Source organism: Pantoea sp. SM3640, from assembly GCF_015654165.1.
GTDB lineage: Bacteria > Pseudomonadota > Gammaproteobacteria > Enterobacterales > Enterobacteriaceae > Pantoea > Pantoea vagans.
This window is the reverse complement of the sequence record NZ_CP064872.1, coordinates 2668882-2685219: the sequence shown is the minus strand read 5'-3', so window position 1 is coordinate 2685219 and position 16338 is coordinate 2668882. Positions and strand designations below refer to the sequence as shown.

16 protein-coding genes are annotated in these 16338 nt (G+C 57.6%); 6 read left to right on the top strand and 10 right to left on the bottom strand.

Going from position 1 to position 16338, the window contains the following annotated elements; all coding sequences use genetic code 11:
* Window positions 1-64 precede the first annotated feature (64 nt).
* Complete coding sequence (locus IV493_RS12480) at window positions 65-433, bottom strand: YbgS-like family protein (RefSeq protein WP_033731893.1); 369 nt, start codon at window positions 431-433, stop codon at window positions 65-67.
* Between the two features lie 287 nt (window positions 434-720).
* On the opposite strand from IV493_RS12480, the gene aroG reads away from it, so the two are divergent.
* Complete coding sequence (aroG, locus tag IV493_RS12475; RefSeq protein ID WP_033731895.1) at window positions 721-1773, top strand: 3-deoxy-7-phosphoheptulonate synthase AroG; 1053 nt, start codon at window positions 721-723, stop codon at window positions 1771-1773.
* Between the two features lie 342 nt (window positions 1774-2115).
* On the opposite strand, the gene gpmA is transcribed toward aroG, so the two are convergent.
* From gpmA to modE, 6 genes are all read right to left on the bottom strand, one after another.
* Entirely contained in the window at window positions 2116-2868 is a 753-nt protein-coding gene (gpmA, locus tag IV493_RS12470) for a 2,3-diphosphoglycerate-dependent phosphoglycerate mutase (RefSeq protein WP_003851893.1), read from the bottom strand.
* A gap of 152 nt (window positions 2869-3020) precedes the next feature.
* Window positions 3021-4055 carry a galactose-1-epimerase gene (gene galM, locus IV493_RS12465; RefSeq protein ID WP_195857229.1) on the bottom strand — a complete coding sequence of 345 codons (1035 nt, stop codon included), beginning with the start codon at window positions 4053-4055 and terminating at the stop codon, window positions 3021-3023.
* Window positions 4049-5197 (bottom strand): galactokinase, encoded by a 1149-nt coding sequence (gene galK / locus IV493_RS12460; RefSeq protein ID WP_195857228.1) that lies wholly within the window; start codon window positions 5195-5197, stop codon window positions 4049-4051. The genes galM and galK overlap by 7 nt, the downstream gene beginning before the upstream one ends.
* Window positions 5194-6240: a galactose-1-phosphate uridylyltransferase gene (galT, locus tag IV493_RS12455; protein WP_095707539.1), complete on the bottom strand. Its 1047-nt coding sequence runs from the start codon at window positions 6238-6240 to the stop codon at window positions 5194-5196. Before galT ends, galK begins: the two co-directional genes overlap by 4 nt.
* 605 nt (window positions 6241-6845) lie before the next feature.
* Window positions 6846-8318 carry a molybdate ABC transporter ATP-binding protein ModF gene (gene modF, locus IV493_RS12450; protein ID WP_195857227.1) on the bottom strand — a complete coding sequence of 491 codons (1473 nt, stop codon included), beginning with the start codon at window positions 8316-8318 and terminating at the stop codon, window positions 6846-6848.
* Window positions 8319-8387: 69 nt separating this feature from the next.
* Complete coding sequence (modE, locus tag IV493_RS12445) at window positions 8388-9170, bottom strand: molybdenum-dependent transcriptional regulator (RefSeq protein ID WP_195857226.1); 783 nt, start codon at window positions 9168-9170, stop codon at window positions 8388-8390.
* Between the two features lie 136 nt (window positions 9171-9306).
* Between modE and IV493_RS12440 the strand changes: the two genes are divergently transcribed.
* The 4 genes from IV493_RS12440 to modC all read left to right on the top strand — a co-directional run bounded on the left by IV493_RS12440 (window position 9307) and on the right by modC (window position 12125).
* A complete protein-coding gene (locus tag IV493_RS12440) occupies window positions 9307-9462 on the top strand; it encodes an AcrZ family multidrug efflux pump-associated protein (protein ID WP_033731900.1) in 156 nt (51 codons plus the stop codon).
* Between the two features lie 145 nt (window positions 9463-9607).
* On the top strand, window positions 9608-10381 hold the full coding sequence (gene modA, locus IV493_RS12435; RefSeq protein ID WP_033782358.1) for a molybdate ABC transporter substrate-binding protein: 774 nt from the start codon (window positions 9608-9610) through the stop codon (window positions 10379-10381).
* Window positions 10378-11067: a molybdate ABC transporter permease subunit gene (modB, locus tag IV493_RS12430; protein WP_195857225.1), complete on the top strand. Its 690-nt coding sequence runs from the start codon at window positions 10378-10380 to the stop codon at window positions 11065-11067. The genes modA and modB overlap by 4 nt, the downstream gene beginning before the upstream one ends.
* Window positions 11067-12125, top strand: a complete 1059-nt coding sequence (modC, locus tag IV493_RS12425) for a molybdenum ABC transporter ATP-binding protein ModC (protein ID WP_013357174.1) — start codon at window positions 11067-11069, stop codon at window positions 12123-12125. Before modB ends, modC begins: the two co-directional genes overlap by 1 nt.
* Here the strand turns inward: modC and IV493_RS12420 are convergent, their stop codons facing one another.
* Window positions 12126-12944, bottom strand: a complete 819-nt coding sequence (locus tag IV493_RS12420; RefSeq protein WP_110331532.1) for a pyridoxal phosphatase — start codon at window positions 12942-12944, stop codon at window positions 12126-12128.
* Window positions 12945-13099: 155 nt separating this feature from the next.
* Here IV493_RS12420 and pgl point away from each other — a divergent pair, with 155 nt between their 5' ends.
* On the top strand, window positions 13100-14101 hold the full coding sequence (pgl, locus tag IV493_RS12415; RefSeq protein ID WP_013357176.1) for a 6-phosphogluconolactonase: 1002 nt from the start codon (window positions 13100-13102) through the stop codon (window positions 14099-14101).
* Between the two features lie 356 nt (window positions 14102-14457).
* Here pgl and IV493_RS12410 read toward each other — a convergent pair whose 3' ends face one another.
* The gene (locus IV493_RS12410) at window positions 14458-14934 is read right to left on the bottom strand and encodes a kinase inhibitor (RefSeq protein ID WP_013357177.1); all 477 of its coding nucleotides are present in this window, start codon (window positions 14932-14934) and stop codon (window positions 14458-14460) included.
* A gap of 75 nt (window positions 14935-15009) precedes the next feature.
* Entirely contained in the window at window positions 15010-16314 is a 1305-nt protein-coding gene (bioA, locus tag IV493_RS12405; protein ID WP_195857224.1) for an adenosylmethionine--8-amino-7-oxononanoate transaminase, read from the bottom strand.
* Between the last annotated feature and the right edge of the window lie 24 nt (window positions 16315-16338).

Genomic DNA, 16338 nt, shown 5'->3' with positions numbered 1-16338 from the left:
AGCGGAAGAGTGGGGCTGAGGGGAGAAAAACCCGGAGAGCCGCAGCTCTCCAGGCTAAACAGAATTACTGTGAAGTGCCGTCGGTTTTCGTGTTTACATCACCGCCGCCCACTTTAGTCTGAACTTTTTTATTTACGTTCGGACATTTGCCATCTTTACACTGGCTGTTCTGGTCAATTTCGTTAGCAGACATATTACCATTGCTGGTGGTGCTGCCGGACGTTGCCGGATTAGTGTCGGTGCCAGTGTTATTAATTTTGCTGTTATCGACATTATTCGGTGGCAGATTCTCTTTCGCTCCACCCGCTGCTGCACCTGCACTGGCTGCCTGGTTCGCTGTACCGTTATTGCTGCTGCTGTCTGCAGCCAGTACCGCACCGCTGCTCAGTGTCATTGCTGCTGTCAAAAAAATTAAGGCAAACTTTTTCATCATTATGCTCCCGTTAATAAATGAAGAGGCTTTAAGCCCAGAGGTGCAATTTCGGGTAAAGAAATCCCTGACGAAATAAAATTCGCCAGTTGGCTTAAACAGGGTAATTAAATAAGGTAAGCGGGACGTTCCTCAGTGCTTACCATTAAAAAGTTTAGTCGCTAACCTGATTAATGCAAATATGACCCGCACATTTAACCCGCAGCGGGAATTTACACCCCTGACGCTTCGGGCTACATTGGACAGGATGTGTCCGGCGGGCGCCGGGCAAGAAATAATATGGAATCAGTATGAATTACCAGAACGATGATTTACGCATCAAAGAGATTAAAGAGCTGTTACCTCCTGTTGCGCTGCTCGAAAAATTCCCGGCGACCGATCGTGCTGCACAGACCGTTTCACAGGCCCGTCAGGCGATTCATCAGATCCTGCAGGGCAAGGATGATCGTCTGCTGGTGGTGATTGGACCCTGCTCAATTCATGACACTGACGCGGCGAAAGAGTATGCAAGCCGCCTGCTGGCACTGCGTGATGAGCTGAAAGGCGAGCTGGAAGTGGTCATGCGGGTCTATTTTGAAAAGCCGCGCACGACGGTGGGCTGGAAAGGGCTGATTAATGACCCGTATATGGATAACAGCTACCAGCTGAACGACGGTCTGCGTCTGGCGCGTAAGCTGCTGCTGGAGATTAATGACAGCGGTTTACCGGCGGCGGGCGAGTTTCTGGATATGATTACCCCGCAGTATGTGGCAGACCTGATGAGCTGGGGCGCGATTGGTGCGCGTACTACGGAATCTCAGGTTCACCGCGAGCTGGCATCCGGTCTTTCCTGTCCGGTAGGCTTTAAAAACGGCACCGATGGCACGATCAAGGTGGCGATTGATGCGATCAACGCAGCGGGCTCCCCGCACTGTTTCCTGTCAGTAACCAAGTATGGTCACTCCGCGATTGTGGAAACCAGCGGCAACGGTGACTGCCACATCATCCTGCGCGGCGGCAAAGAGCCGAACTATAGCGCGCAGCATGTCGCTGATGTTAAAGCGGGTCTGGCGAAAGCGGGTCTGCCACAGCAGGTGATGATCGATTTCAGCCATGCCAACAGCAGCAAGCAGTTCCAGCGTCAGATGGTTGTGGCAGACGATGTTTCACAGCAGCTGATCAACGGTGAGCAGGCGATTGTCGGTGTGATGATTGAGAGTCATCTGGTGGAAGGCAACCAGAGCCTGGAGAGCGGCGAGCCGCTGGTCTATGGCAAAAGCGTCACCGACGCCTGTATCGGCTGGGAAGATACTGATAAAGTGCTGCGTCAGCTGGCGGCAGCGGTTAAACAGCGCCGCGGTTGATTGGTTATTCAGACTCATTAACAAAGTCTGGCCGGATTTGCTGTGGAGAGTGAGCCTGCTCAGGGAACACGGACAGATCGGAAAGACGCTCAAGCCAGTCCCTGGTCGCTCTGCCCGCGCCATCCCTGGCGCGGGACGCTTTCCTCTTCTGACGCTGTTCCCTGCGCGTCGAGCTAGTTTATTGCTGCCAGACTTAGACGGATTTGAGTATGTGATTAGTCTGGTACGTGCTGACATCCAGGCTTTTACTCTGGCAGTTAAACATGACGCGCAGCATTGCCGGGCGCAGCCCAATAAAAAAGGCCAGACTTTCGTCTGGCCTTTTTGCATGTCAGCGAGAAATTACTTCGCTTTACCCTGATTCGCAACGGCGGCAGCTTTCGCAGCAATCTCGTCCTGGTCGCCCAGGTAGTAGCGTTTCAGCGGTTTGAAGTTTTCATCGAACTCATACACCAGCGGAACGCCGGTAGGAATGTTCAGCTCGAGAATTTCATCTTCGCTCAGGTTATCCAGATATTTCACCAGCGCACGCAGTGAGTTGCCGTGTGCAGCAATGATCACTTTCTCACCGCTTTTGATGCGCGGTAGAATGGTGTCGTTCCAGTAAGGGATAACGCGGTCGATGGTCAGCGCCAGGCTTTCGGTCGTTGGCAGCTGCTCCGGGGTCAGTTTCGCATAACGCGGGTCATGGCCCGGGAAGCGCTCATCTGAACGATCCAGCTCTGGTGGGGTAACGGCAAAGCCGCGACGCCACTGTTTAACCTGCTCGTCGCCATATTTGGCGGCCGTTTCAGCTTTATCCAGACCCTGCAGCGCACCGTAGTGACGCTCGTTCAGACGCCAGGTTTTTTCAACCGGCAGCCAGGCCTGATCCAGCTCATCCAGCACATTCCACAGCGTATGAATCGCACGCTTCAGTACGGAGGTGTAAGCGAAATCAAAAACAAAGCCCTCTTTCTTCAGCAGCTGACCTGCTGATTTGGCTTCGCCACGACCTTTCTCAGAAAGGTCAACATCATACCAACCGGTAAAGCGGTTTTCGTTGTTCCACTGGCTTTCGCCGTGTCGCACCAGAACCAGCTTAGTTACAGCCATAGCTTAACTCCTTAATACTGTGATGTTTCTGTGAGATTGGAAACCTGCTGCTGCCCGCCTGAAAACACGAGCTGATTGCGCCATACCATAACGGAAAAGCGGGCAGCGCGTAAGCCTGTGTGTGACGCACTGCGCGTTTTTCAGCCGGAGGCTCAGCGTGGCGTGAAGCGATACCGCGTCACGGATTCCCAGCGATCTCCCGGCTGCAGCCAGCAATCCGGCTGAGACCACTCAGCATGATTAGGCGAATCCGGTAAAAATTCACTCTCCAGCGCAATGCCCTGGAATGCAGTATAGCTCGCCTGCTCACGGGCACGCGTACCGGCCAGGTAGTTGCCGGTGTAGAACTGCAGTGCCGGTGCCGAGGTGGTCACGCTGAGCTGTAACCTGCCATCTTCTGACCAGAGTTCCGCCGCAGGCTGACTATCGTCGCCTGCACTGTTGAGCAGAAACGCATGGTCATAACCCTTCACCGCCCGCTGATCGTCGTCTGTCAGAAAATCCTGCGCCACGACTTTGGCGTTGCGGAAATCGAAACTGGTATCGGCGACGGCTTTCAGCGGGGCATTCGGAATCCCTTCGCTGTCGACCGGCAGATACTGGTCGGCGTGCAGTTGTAAGCGATGCTGGCGGGCGTCGCCATGATGCGCATCAAGGTTAAAGTAGGCATGGTTAGTCAGATTGACCGGGCAGGGCTGGTCGCAGCGCGCTTCATAGCGGATGCTCAGGCAGTTCTGGTCATCCAGCTGATAGTGCAGGTCGGCAATCAGATTGCCCGGATAGCCTTGATCGCCATCCGGCGAATCGATGCGGTAATGCACCTCGCTGTCGGACTGGCTGACAATCTGCCAGCGGCGTTTATCAAAGCCTTCCGGCCCGCCATGCAGCTGATGGGCACCCTGGTTGGGCACCAGCTGGCGGTTCAGCTTATTGAGCTTTGCTCCGGCGATGCGGTTGGCGTAACGGCCCACCGTGGCACCCAGATAGGCATCCTGATGCAGATAGTCAGAGGGTGTGGCGCAGCCGAGCAGCGCTTCACGCACGGTGCCATCCTGCATCGGGATGCGGGCAGAAAGCCAGGTTGCGCCCCAGTCCATAAAGGTCGCCAGCATGCCGTTGGCATTGCGCAGTACCGTTATGCGCCACGGCTGACCGTCGGGCGCATGGGAGTTGACGTCATTCAGCATTGGCCCGCTCCTTCAGAGGCTTTGCAGACGTAGAAGGTCTCTTTGATGCCAGTCGCGGCTTCATACTGCTCTGCAACGGCGGCTTTCACCTGATCGACCAGATCCAGTGGCATGAGTGCCACGATGCAGCCACCAAAGCCGCCGCCGGTCATACGCACGCCGCCGCGTTCACCGATCTGCGCTTTCACGATCTCAACCAGCGTATCGATCGGCGGCACGGTGATCTCGAAGTCGTCACGCATTGAGGCGTGTGATTCGGCCATCAACTGGCCCATACGGGTCAGGTCGCCCTGAGTCAGCGCATCGGCCGCTTCCAGCGTACGGGCGTTCTCGGTCAGGACGTGACGCACGCGTTTTGCCACCTGCGTGTCGAGCTGCGCCTGCGCCGCTTCAAACTCGGCCAGTTCAACGTCACGCAGCGCCTTCTTGCTGAAGAAACGCGCGCCCGCTTCACACTGCTCGCGGCGGGTATTGTATTCGCTGCCGACCAGGCTGCGACGGAAGTTGGAGTTGATGATCACCACCGCGATATCTTCCGGCATCGACACCGGACGCGTGCCCAGCGTGCGGCAGTCGAGCAGCATGGCGTGATCTTTCTGCCCCAGTGCGGAAATCAGCTGGTCCATAATGCCGCAGTTACAGCCAACAAACTGGTTCTCCGCTTCCTGACCATTCACCGCGATGGCTGCGCCATCCAGCGGCAGGTTATAAAGCTGCTGCACCACGGTGCCAACCGCGACTTCCAGCGAGGCGGATGAACTGAGGCCCGCACCCTGCGGCACGTTGCCGCTGATCACCATATCGATGCCGCCGAAATCAGCATGACGCTGCTGCAGATGTTTCACCACGCCGCGCACATAGTTAGCCCACATTGGTTCCTGCACGCTGACGATCTCTTCGTCCAGCGAGAAGGTGTCCTGCGCATTCTCATAATCAGCCGCGACCACGCGAATCTGGCGATCGTCACGGCGGGCGCAGGCGATCACCGTCTGGTAATCGATGGCACACGGCAGCACAAAGCCGTCGTTATAGTCGGTGTGCTCGCCAATCAGGTTAACGCGGCCCGGCGCCTGAATGGTGTGGGTGGCGGCGTAACCGAAGGTGTCAGAGAAAAGCTGCTGCGTGATGGTTTTTAAGCTCATTGTTGTGCCTCACGGAAGTGAACGTCGCTGACAGAACGCAGACGTTCCGCCGCCTGTTCCGCCGTTAAATCGCGTTGGGTTTCGGCCAGCATTTCATAGCCAACCATAAATTTACGTACCGTTGCTGAGCGCAGCAGCGGCGGATAGAAGTGCGCATGCAGCTGCCAGTGATCGTTGGCTTCGCCGTTAAACGGCGCGCCGTGCCAGCCCATGGAGTAGGGAAAGGAGCACTGGAACAGGTTGTCGTAGCGGCTGGTCAGCTGCTTGATGGCTTTCGCCAGATCGGCACTCTGCGCTTCACTGAGATCGGTCAGCTGTTTAACGTGCGCTTTCGGCAGCAGCAGGGTTTCAAACGGCCAGGCGGCCCACCACGGCACCACGGCCAGCCAGTGTTCGGTTTCCACCACGGTGCGGCTGCCATCCTGCTGCTCGCGTGCCAGATAATCGACCAGCATCGGCGAGCCATGTTTAGCGAAATAGTCGCGCTGATGATCATCTTCGCGCTGCGCTTCATTCGGCAGGAAGCTGTTAGCCCAGATCTGACCGTGCGGATGCGGGTTAGAGCAGCCCATCGCTGCGCCTTTGTTCTCAAACACCTGCACCCACGGATAGTGCTGACCCAGATCGGCGGTCTGCGCCTGCCAGGTGCGCACCACTTCTTCCAGCGCGCTCAGTGACATCTCCGGCAGAGTTTTGCTGTGATCGGGCGAGAAGCAGATGACCCGACTGGTGCCGCGTGCGCTTTCACAGCGCATCAGGATATCGTCGCTCTCGGGCGCGTCAGGCGTGTCGGTCATCAGTGCAGCAAAGTCATTGGTAAAGACGTACGTGCCAGCATAGTCCGGGTTTTTGTCACCGGTGATGCGGGTATTTCCGGCACACAGGAAGCAGTCCGGATCGTGCGACGGTAAGGTATTGACCGCCGGCGTTTCCTGCGCGCCCTGCCACGGACGTTTGGCCCGATGAGGTGAAACGAGAATCCATTGATCAATCAGTGGATTGTAACGGCGATGCGGGTGATCGACCGGGTTGAATTTTTCCATGTGAGATCCTGGTAAGCGTCAAAAGCCAGAGAGGCATCGGTAAAAAGTAGCACATCAGCGCGCCCGAAAGCGTGATCAAGTCTGGATAAATGGTATCGCTTACACAAGCTGAATATTCTTATTTCGTGGCATTGTGTGCGCATTCAGAAGATTAAAGGTGGGAAGGAATGGTAGCGCTTACACAAAGGTACATTAAAATGCCGCGATAGCGGCGTTGCAGATTGCTGACAAACCCAATCAGGGTTGCTCTGACAGCAGCGCGTTAGCTAAAAGCGCAGGCAACAAGGGCAGAGGAGGAAAGCGTCCCGCGCCATGGACAAAAACGCCGGGAGCGTTTTTGAACAACGCAACGCGTTGGCCCGGCAACGGGCGCACCTCAGGGATGAGGTGCGTACTAAAAACGCCGGGAGCGTTTTTGAACAACGCAACGCGTTGGCCCGGCAACGGGCGCACCTCAGGGATGAGGTGCGTAATCGCGCGGGCCGAGCGGCCATGGATGGTTTAAGCGACTTTCCGATCTGACCGTGTTGCCTTCGCAGACTCGGTCTCACAGCTGGGTATGGCAGACTTTGTCAGCAATCTCGTTGAGGGACATTGTTAACGCGTTAGCGCAGCGTTTCCTGCTGAAAAGCGTAGCCGCCATCATCGGGAACAAAGCTCAGACGATGTGTGATGCAGGCGGGCGCATCTTCGACATGATGCGAAACAAACAGCAGCTGCGTGCGACCTTCGCCAATCAGCACATCGACGAAGCGCCGTACCAGCTGGCGGTTAATCGGGTCGAGTCCCTGAAGTGGCTCGTCCAGAATCAGCAGCGTCGGATGCTTAACCAGCGCGCGGGCAATCAGCACCAGCCGCTGTTGTCCCCATGAGAGCGAGTGGAACGGCGCATCGCCCAGCCGGTTATCCATTCCCAGCAGTGTCAGCCACTGTTGTGCCAGCGCTTTCTGCCGATCGGACGCCGCCTGATAGAGGCCGATGGAGTCGAAGAAACCCGACAGGATCACCGTCCGCACATTGGTGCTGACGCGATAATCGAGGTGCAGGCTGCTGCTGACATAGCCAATATGCTGTTTGATATCCCAGATGGTTTCGCCACTGCCGCGACGACGGCCAAACAGGGTGAGATCATTGCTGTAGCCCTGCGGATGATCGCCGGTTACCAGACTCAGCAGCGTCGATTTTCCGGCGCCGTTAGGACCGATAATCTGCCAGTGCTCGCCCGCGTTAACCTGCCAGTTCAGCCCCTGAATCACCGGCTTATCATTGTAGGAGACGGTGCCGTTGCGCAGGATAACGCGAGGGGCATCATCCGCCAGTGAAGGCAGCTGATCCGGCACATCCGCTTCGGGCAGCGCCATACCCATCAGCTGCTCACTGTGTGCCAGCTGTGCCACCAGCGCTTCCGTTAAGATCGTCTGGCGCGGGCCACTGTGCGTGAGCGTGCACTCCGCCAGCACACCCACCTGCTGAACGAAATCGGGAATATCGTCAAAGCGATTAAGCACCAGCACCAGCGTAAACGCCGGATGCTGCAGATTGCGTAACGTGTCGGTCAGGCTGGCACGCGACGCCACATCCAGTCCGTCAAACGGCTCATCTAAGATCAGCAAATCTGGCTGGTTCATCAGGGCCTGGCAAAGCAGGGTTTTGCGGGTTTCGCCGGTTGAGAGATATTTGAAGCGGCGTGACAACAGCGGTTCGATGCCAAACTGCTGTGCCAGCTGTTTGCAACGTTCCGGCTGCTGCACTTCCGCCTGAATCACCTCTGCCACGGTCAGCCCGGTATCCTCTTCGCCTTCGCTGAGCATATCGGTGTTGTTGCGCTGCCACTCCTGCGCCACCAGCGTCTGTAACTGCTCCAGCGACAGACGGACCGGCCTTGTGAAATCGCTGCTGACTGAACCCGCCAGCGGCGGCAGTTCACCGGAGAGTGCGCGCGCCAGTGAGGATTTACCGCTGCCGTTGGCACCGACAAAGGCCCAGCTTTCGCCGCGCTGCAGTTCCACCTGATTCAGCGTCAGTATCCGGGTATCGCTAAGATGAAACGTGCCTTGCAAAATATGCAATGAAGCCATGATCTGTTCCATTTTCTGCATCGTGTCACTGAGTTGTAACCATTGGCTGTAATGATGTCAAATAAGCCGCTAGAGCAGGGTGGCGACGATGGCGTTCTCCGCATTGAAACTGGCGATCACCGCGTCGCCGGGCTGCAGCTTCAGCTGTTGTAGCTGTTCATTAGTAAGAGTGGCACACAGGGTTTCGCCGCTGGCGAGTTGCATCAGCACCTCACTCATCTGCTCACCCGGTTCGATGGCAGTGACGGTGGCGGCCAGCTGATTGTCTTCCTCTGCGGCGTCACGACGGATGCGGATCCATGGCGCTTTGATCAGCACCAGCACCTCTTTACCCGCCGCCAGCTGCAGACGATCGGCGCTGCGCTGGGTCAGCGCCACATTGAGCTGAGTGACGCCATCAGCCAGCTGAATCAGCAGATGCTGAACCACCTGCTGCGCATCGTTGCTGACCACGGTGCCGAACAGCTGGTTGCGGGCGCTGGTCTGCAGTGAGAAGCGAGCGATGGCCGCCAGCAGGCTGTCGAGCGGCAGCGTATCCTGCTGCAGCGCATCGAAGGCTTTCTGCTGGATCTGCTCCATCAGATGAAACAGCTGAATCAGGCGTTCACCGTAGCGGGTCAGCGTGGCACCGCCGCCGCCTTTGCCGCCGGTTGCCCGCGCCACCAGCGTTTCATCCGCCATCTGGTTCATCTCATTAATCGCATCCCAGGCACTTTTGTAACTGATACCAGCCAGTTTCGCCCCCTGACTGATCGATCCGGTCTGCTGGACGCGTTTCAGCAGCTCAATACGCCGCGGATCGGCAAACAGTTTCTGTTGTAAACGGATATGAAGGGATAGTTCAGCTTCCATGACAGCTCCGGCAAAGGGTTAAGGCGAAGGCCGATGATAGCGGCGTTTTATGACCAAAGTAAAAGCACGAAAAGGGCTGCGCAAAATTTTACTGACCCGTTACAATCACTTTTTTGTTAGCAGAGTGAGACTCTCCATGCTGGAATTACTGAAAAGCCTCGCCGTGGCCGTACTGATGGTCCCTGTGGTAATGGCGCTGATGCTGGGTATGATTTATGGCCTGGGTGAAGTGTTTAATATCTTCTCTAAAGTGGGTCATCGCGAAAAATCTTCAGCCCGTTCGCATAATTAATTTCTGCCACGCCCGCCATCCTGGCGGGCGTCGTCATTTTTGTAACGCACCGATTCAACCTTCTCTGACGCCTGCCGATAATTTACTGAACCTCCCTGATATTGCGTTATATTATCCGCTACACAACGAATAGCCGGAGAGAATCATGTCATTTAATTACACCCGCTGGAGCGTCGCGGCGCTGGTTACCGTGTCGCTGGCCGGACAGGCCGTGGCCGCCGATAACATTACCGTGTTTGCCGCGGCTTCTCTGACCAATGCGATGCAGGATATTGCCAGTCAGTATCAGAAGGAAAAGGGCGTAACGGTCGTCTCTTCGTTCGCCTCATCCTCCACGCTGGCGCGTCAGCTTGAACAGGGCGCGCCTGCCGACCTGTTTATCTCTGCCGATCAGCAGTGGATGGATGATGCCGTAGCGAAGAAAAGCGTGATCACCCGCACCCGCTACACCCTGCTGGGCAACGACCTGGTACTGATTGCGCCACGCAGTGCCGCAGCTAAAGCGGTGACGCTGGATCCGCAGACCGACTGGAAAACATTGCTGCACGGCGAACGTCTGGCGGTTGGCGATCCGGACCACGTTCCGGCGGGAATTTACGCCAAAGAAGCGCTGCAAAAACTGGGCGCCTGGGACGGCGTAGCGCCCGCGTTAGCGCCCGCTAATAATGTGCGGGCAGCGCTGGCGCTGGTCGAGCGTAACGAAACGCCTTATGGCATTGTCTACGGTTCCGACGCCGTCGCCAGCGACAAAGTGCAGGTGGTGGGGCGTTTTCCGGCAGACAGCCATAAACCGGTGGAATATCCGATGGCGATCGTAAACGATCACGACACGGCTACCGTTAAAGCCTTTTATGATTACCTGAAAGGACCGCAGGCTGCGGCGATTTTCAAACATTATGGATTCACACCGACGAAATGATACTCAGCGATCCCGAATGGCAGGCAGTACTGCTTAGCCTTAAAGTCTCTGTCATAGCCGTGCTGGGCAGTCTGCCGTTTGGCATCCTGATGGCCTGGATTCTGGTGCGCTGCCGTTTCCCCGGCAAAGCGCTGCTCGACAGCCTGATTCACCTGCCGCTGGTGCTGCCGCCGGTAGTGGTGGGGTATCTGCTGCTGGTTAGCCTGGGACGACGCGGGATCATTGGTGAAAAGCTGTTTGACTGGTTTGGTTTCAGCTTTGCGTTCAGCTGGCGCGGTGCGGCACTGGCGTCTGCCGTCATCGCCTTTCCACTGATGGTACGCGCCATCCGGCTGGCGCTGGAAGCGGTGGATAGCCGGCTGGAGCAGGCAGCGCGTACGCTGGGTGCCGGACGCTGGCGGGTCTTTTTCACCATTACACTGCCGCTGACGTTGCCGGGTGTGATCGCCGGAACGGTACTGGCGTTTGCCCGATCGCTGGGCGAATTTGGCGCCACGATCACGTTCGTTTCCAATATTCCCGGTGAAACGCGCACGCTTCCGCTGGCGATGTTTACCCTGATCGAAACGCCCGGTGCAGAGGGTGCGGCGGCGCGACTCTGCGTGATCGCTATCGTGCTGGCACTGGGTTCACTGCTGGCGTCGGAATGGCTGGCACGGGCAGGCCGTAAGCGGATGGGAAGCTGATGCTATCACTCAACTTTATGCAGCAGCAGGGCGATCATCAGCTTGAGGTCGATCTGCAGATCCCGGCCAAAGGGATCACCGCCATTTTCGGTGTTTCCGGTGCCGGTAAAACCTCACTCATCAACGCCATCAGCGGACTGACTCAGCCGCAGCGCGGGCGAATTGAGCTTAACGATCGCCTGCTGTTTGATGCAGAGCAGAAGATTGCGCTGCCGCCGGAAAAACGCCGCATCGGTTATGTGTTTCAGGATGCTCGGCTGTTCCCGCACTACCGGGTCCGGGGCAACCTGCAATATGGTATGGCGCCGTCAATGAAAGCGCAGTTCGACAGTCTGGTCTCGCTGCTGGGGCTGGAGGCGCTGCTGTCGCGCTTTCCGCTGTCGCTGTCGGGCGGTGAAAAGCAGCGGGTCGCGATTGGCCGGGCGCTGCTGACCGCACCGGATATGCTGCTGCTGGATGAGCCGCTGGCGTCGCTGGATCTGCCGCGCAAACGTGAACTGATGCCTTATCTGCAAAAGCTGGCGAAGCAGGTCGATATTCCGATGCTCTACGTCTCGCACAGTCTGGATGAAATCCTGCATCTGGCTGATAACGTGCTGGTGCTGGATGCGGGCAAGGTTAAAGCCTTTGGTCCGCTGGAGCGGGTCTGGAGCAGCAGCGCGATGCGGCCCTGGCTGCCGGTGAGCGAACTGACCAGCGTGCTGCGGGTGCAGGTGCTGGAGCAGCATCCCGACTATCCGATGACCGCACTGTCGCTGGGCGATCAGCACATCTGGGTCAGCCGGGTAAATCAGCCGGTGAAAACGCCGCTGCGTATTCGCATCGCCTCATCCGATGTTTCGCTGGCGCTGCAACCGCCGCAGCATACCTCCATCCGCAACATTTTACCGGCACAGGTCGTTGAGCTGCTGGAGGTCGGAGACCAGGTAGAGGTGAAGCTGCGTATCGGCATCAGCGAACTCTGGGCGCGCATCACGCCATGGGCGCGCGATGAACTGGGCATCCGGCCCGAACAGTGGCTCTATGCCCAGATTAAAAGCGTCTCCGTGACGCCCTGATTACAGGACGAACTGACGGAGAGTATCGGCAATACCGGTTTCAAGGTTAGTGCCGATCACCTTTTTCGCCCGTGCTTTGATCGCCTCGTCGGCATTGCCCATCGCCACGCCCAGTCCGGCCGTTTCCAGCATGCTGAGGTCGTTGTAGTTATCACCAAATGCGATCACATCGGACATGCTCAGCCCCAGCGATTCAACCCACTGCGCCAGCCGTTTGCCTTTGCTGTTGCCGCCTTTAGCGATATCCACCTGATCGTGCCATGACCATTCGCAGGCCAGCCCCAGCTCCGCTTCCACTGCAGTGGCGAACTGTTGCAGCTCCTGATGATTGTCGTGCGACAGGGCAAACTTCCAGATCGAACCGGCGTCACGTGCCGCCTGGGCTAAATCAGGCACCTGACGGAACAGCGGACGCTGATGCTCAGGCAGCGATTCGGCCCATTTCAGCGTGCGCATCACGTGACCGGTCGGCGTCTGATAGAGCATCACATCATCCACGTAAAGCAAGCCGTGAATCTGCTGCTGATCCAGCCTCTCAATGACCTGTAACGCCAGCTGCGGGTCGAGAGGATCGGACGCCAGCACCTGTTTCGCCTGGTAATCATACAAATAGGTGCCATTACAGCAGATTGCGGGTGTATCCAGTTGTAGTGCCTGATAAAAAGGGTGGATAGCACAGTGATGGCGTCCGGTCACAATAGCGACATGAACACCCGCCTGGCGGGCCTGGTTCAGTGCGTCAATTGACTGCGGCAGAATCGTTTTGGCTGGGGTCAGCAGCGTGCCGTCGAGGTCGAGGGCAATTACCCGGTAGCTCATTCATCCTCTCGTTTTTTCAGGTTTGCAGAGGCTGAAGTCTACACCTGTCCACGGTCCGGAGACAAAAAACAGGGCACAAATGATTCCAGCGCAGGCCAATAAAACACGCTACAGTGATTCACAGATCATGATCAGGCAGCAAAAAAGGAGAATGCATGAAACAGGTTGTCTACACCGCCAGTCCCGAGAGCCAGCAGATTCACGTCTGGCAGATGAATGATGAGGGTGCGCTGACGTTGCTTCAGGTGATTGATGTCGCCGGCCAGGTTCAGCCGATGGTGGTGAGTCCGAAACGCGATTTTCTCTATGTCGGTGTGCGTCCCAATTTTCGCGTGCTGGCGTTCCAGATTGCCGCCGATGGCACGCTGACCGAAGCCGGTCAGGCACCGCTGCCGGGCAGTCCGACCCACATTTCCACCGATCGCGAGGGTCGGTTCCTGTTCTGCGGTTCCTACAATGATGCCTGCGTCAGCGTCAGCCCGATTGGCGATGATGGCATTCCGCAGGCCCCGCTACAGGTGATCAACGGCCTGGATGGCTGTCACTCGGCCAATATCGATACCGATAACAAGACACTCTACGTACCGGCACTGAAGCAGGACCGTATCTGTCTGTTTGCGCTGGGCGCAGACGGTCAGCTGACGCCGCGCAAACAGGCGCAGGTCACGACGGTAGAGGGCGCAGGTCCGCGTCATATGCAGTTCCATCCGGGCGGGCAGTTTGCTTACTGCGTCAACGAGCTCGACAGCACGGTTGATGTCTGGGCATTAAATACCGGTGAAGGCGAAGCAGAAAGCGTGCAGACGCTGGATATGATGCCGCCTGACTTCAGCGGTACGCGCTGGGCAGCCGATATTCATCTGACGCCGGATGGCCGTTTCCTCTACGCCTGCGATCGCACCAGCAGCACGCTGGCAATTTTCAGCGTCAGCGAACTGGGCGATGAACTGACGCTGGAAGGGTTCCAGCCGACGGAAACGCAGCCGCGCGGGTTCAATATCGATCACAGCGGACGTTTTCTGGTGGCGGCGGGACAGAAATCGCATCACATCGAAGTGTATGCGATTAGCGAACCGAAGGGGCTGTTACAGCCGCTGGGACGTTATGCGGTAGGGCAGGGCCCGATGTGGGTGGTGATTCATCAGCTGCAGGCGTAACGCATCCTGAAAAACGCCTCTCCTGAGCGGGAGAGGCGTTCAGACGATTGAAAAACTCAAATCAGGGTGCATCGGACAGCGATGGATTAGCTCAACACGCAGGGAATACAGTCAGAGGAGGAAAGCGTCCCGCGCCATGGACAAAAACGCCGGGAGCGTTTTTGAACAACGCAAAGCGTTGGCCCATTTACGGGCGCACCTCAGGGATGAGGTGCGTAATCGCGCGGGCCGAGCGAGCCAGGGATTGGCGTAAGCGACTTTCCGATTTGACCGAATTTCCTGCGCTGGCTCGGTCTCACAGCTAACCGGGACAGACTTTTAAGTACATCTCTCCCGGTCGGGAAAGATATACTGAATTACTGATAATTCACGGTCAGCGAGGCGCTCGCCAGGGCGTGGAAATGCACATTAAAGCCGACCATTGCGCCACTGGCGCCTTCATCCACCTCAATCGTCTCCACATCCAGCGCATGCACGGTGAAAATGTAGCGATGGGTTTCGCCCTGTGGCGGTGCCGCGCCACCATAGCCCGCCTGACCGAAATCGGTGCGGGTCTGGATTGCGCCTGCTGGCAGTGACGCTTTGCCGGAACCGGCACCCTGCGGCAGTGACGTGGTGCTGGCCGGAATATTCGCCACGACCCAGTGCCACCAGCCGGAACCCGTCGGCGCATCTGGATCGTAGCAGGTCACCACAAAACTTTTGGTGCCTTCCGGTGCCGCTTCCCAGGCAAGATGGGGAGAAATATTCTCGCCCTGATAACCCATGCCGTTGAAAACATGCTTTTCTGGCATCTTCTCGCCGTCATTAAAATCCTGACTAAAAACGCGCATCACATCTCCTTAACTGTCGATGAATAGCCTTTCATCATAACCAAAAGCGCCACCAGTGCCAGTGGTCAGCCCGCTTCAGGCGGCAAAATGTTGCGAATGTTCCAGCGCGCTGCCAATCGCCTGCACCAGCTGACTCAGTGCCTGGGGCGTGATGATGTAGGGCGGCATCAGGTAGATCAGACGGCCAAAAGGCCGGATCCAGACGCCCTGTTCAACAAAGAACTGCTGCAGGGCCGCCATGTTGACCACCTGATGGGTTTCCACCACGCCAATCGCTCCCAGCACGCGCACATCGGCCACCTGTGGGGAACGGCGCAGCGGCAGCAGCTCAGCCCGCAGCTGCTGTTCGATTGCGGCCACCTGACGCTGCCAGTGACCGTCCGCCAGCATGCTCAGGCTCTCCGCCGCCACCGCACAGGCCAGCGGATTGCCCATAAAGGTCGGGCCATGCATAAAACAGCCTGCCGCGCTGCGGCTGATGGTGTCGGCGACGTCGCGGGTGGTCAGGGTCGCTGCCAGCGTCATCATGCCGCCGGTCAGCGCTTTGCCGACGCAGAGAATATCCGGGGTAATGCCTGCATGTTCACAGGCAAAGAGCTTGCCGGTGCGGCCAAAGCCGGTAGCGATCTCATCCGCTATCAGCAGTACGCCATAGCGGTCGCACGCTTCCCGCACCTGCTGCAGATAGCGCGGATGATAGAAACGCATGCCGCCCGCACCCTGCACAATCGGCTCAAGGATCACCGCTGCCAGCTGCCGGTGATGCTGTTCGATCAGTCGGGCGAAATCATCGAAATCGCGTTCGTCCCATTCATCATTAAAGCCGCAGGCCGGTGCCGCCGCAAAGTGGTGCTCAGGCAGATAACCGCGCCACAGACTGTGCATCGAGTTATCGGGATCGCAAACCGACATCGCGGCAAAGGTATCGCCATGATAGCCGCGCTTCAGCGTCAGGAACTGCTGGCGCGTCTCACCCCGGCCCAGCCAGTACTGTAGTGCCATCTTCATCGACACTTCCACCGCCACCGAGCCGGAATCGGCCAGGAAGACGCACTCCAGCGCCTCGGGCGTCATCGCCACCAGCTGACGGCAGAGCGCCACTGCTGCCGGATGGGTAATGCCGCCAAACATCACGTGCGACATCTGCGTGACCTGCTCCGTTAGCGCCCGGTTCAGTCGCGGGTGGTTGTAACCATGAATCGCCGCCCACCACGATGACATTCCATCCACCAGCTCACGGCCATCGGCCAGCTGCAGCTGAAAACCCTGCGCAGCGACGACCGGGTAGCAGGGCAGCGGATCCTTCATCGAGGTGTAGGGATGCCAGATGTGCTGGCGGTCAAAACGGGCATCATCGGAGGAGAAAACGGGGGTAGTCATCGGAGTTGTAAACCAAAATAAAAA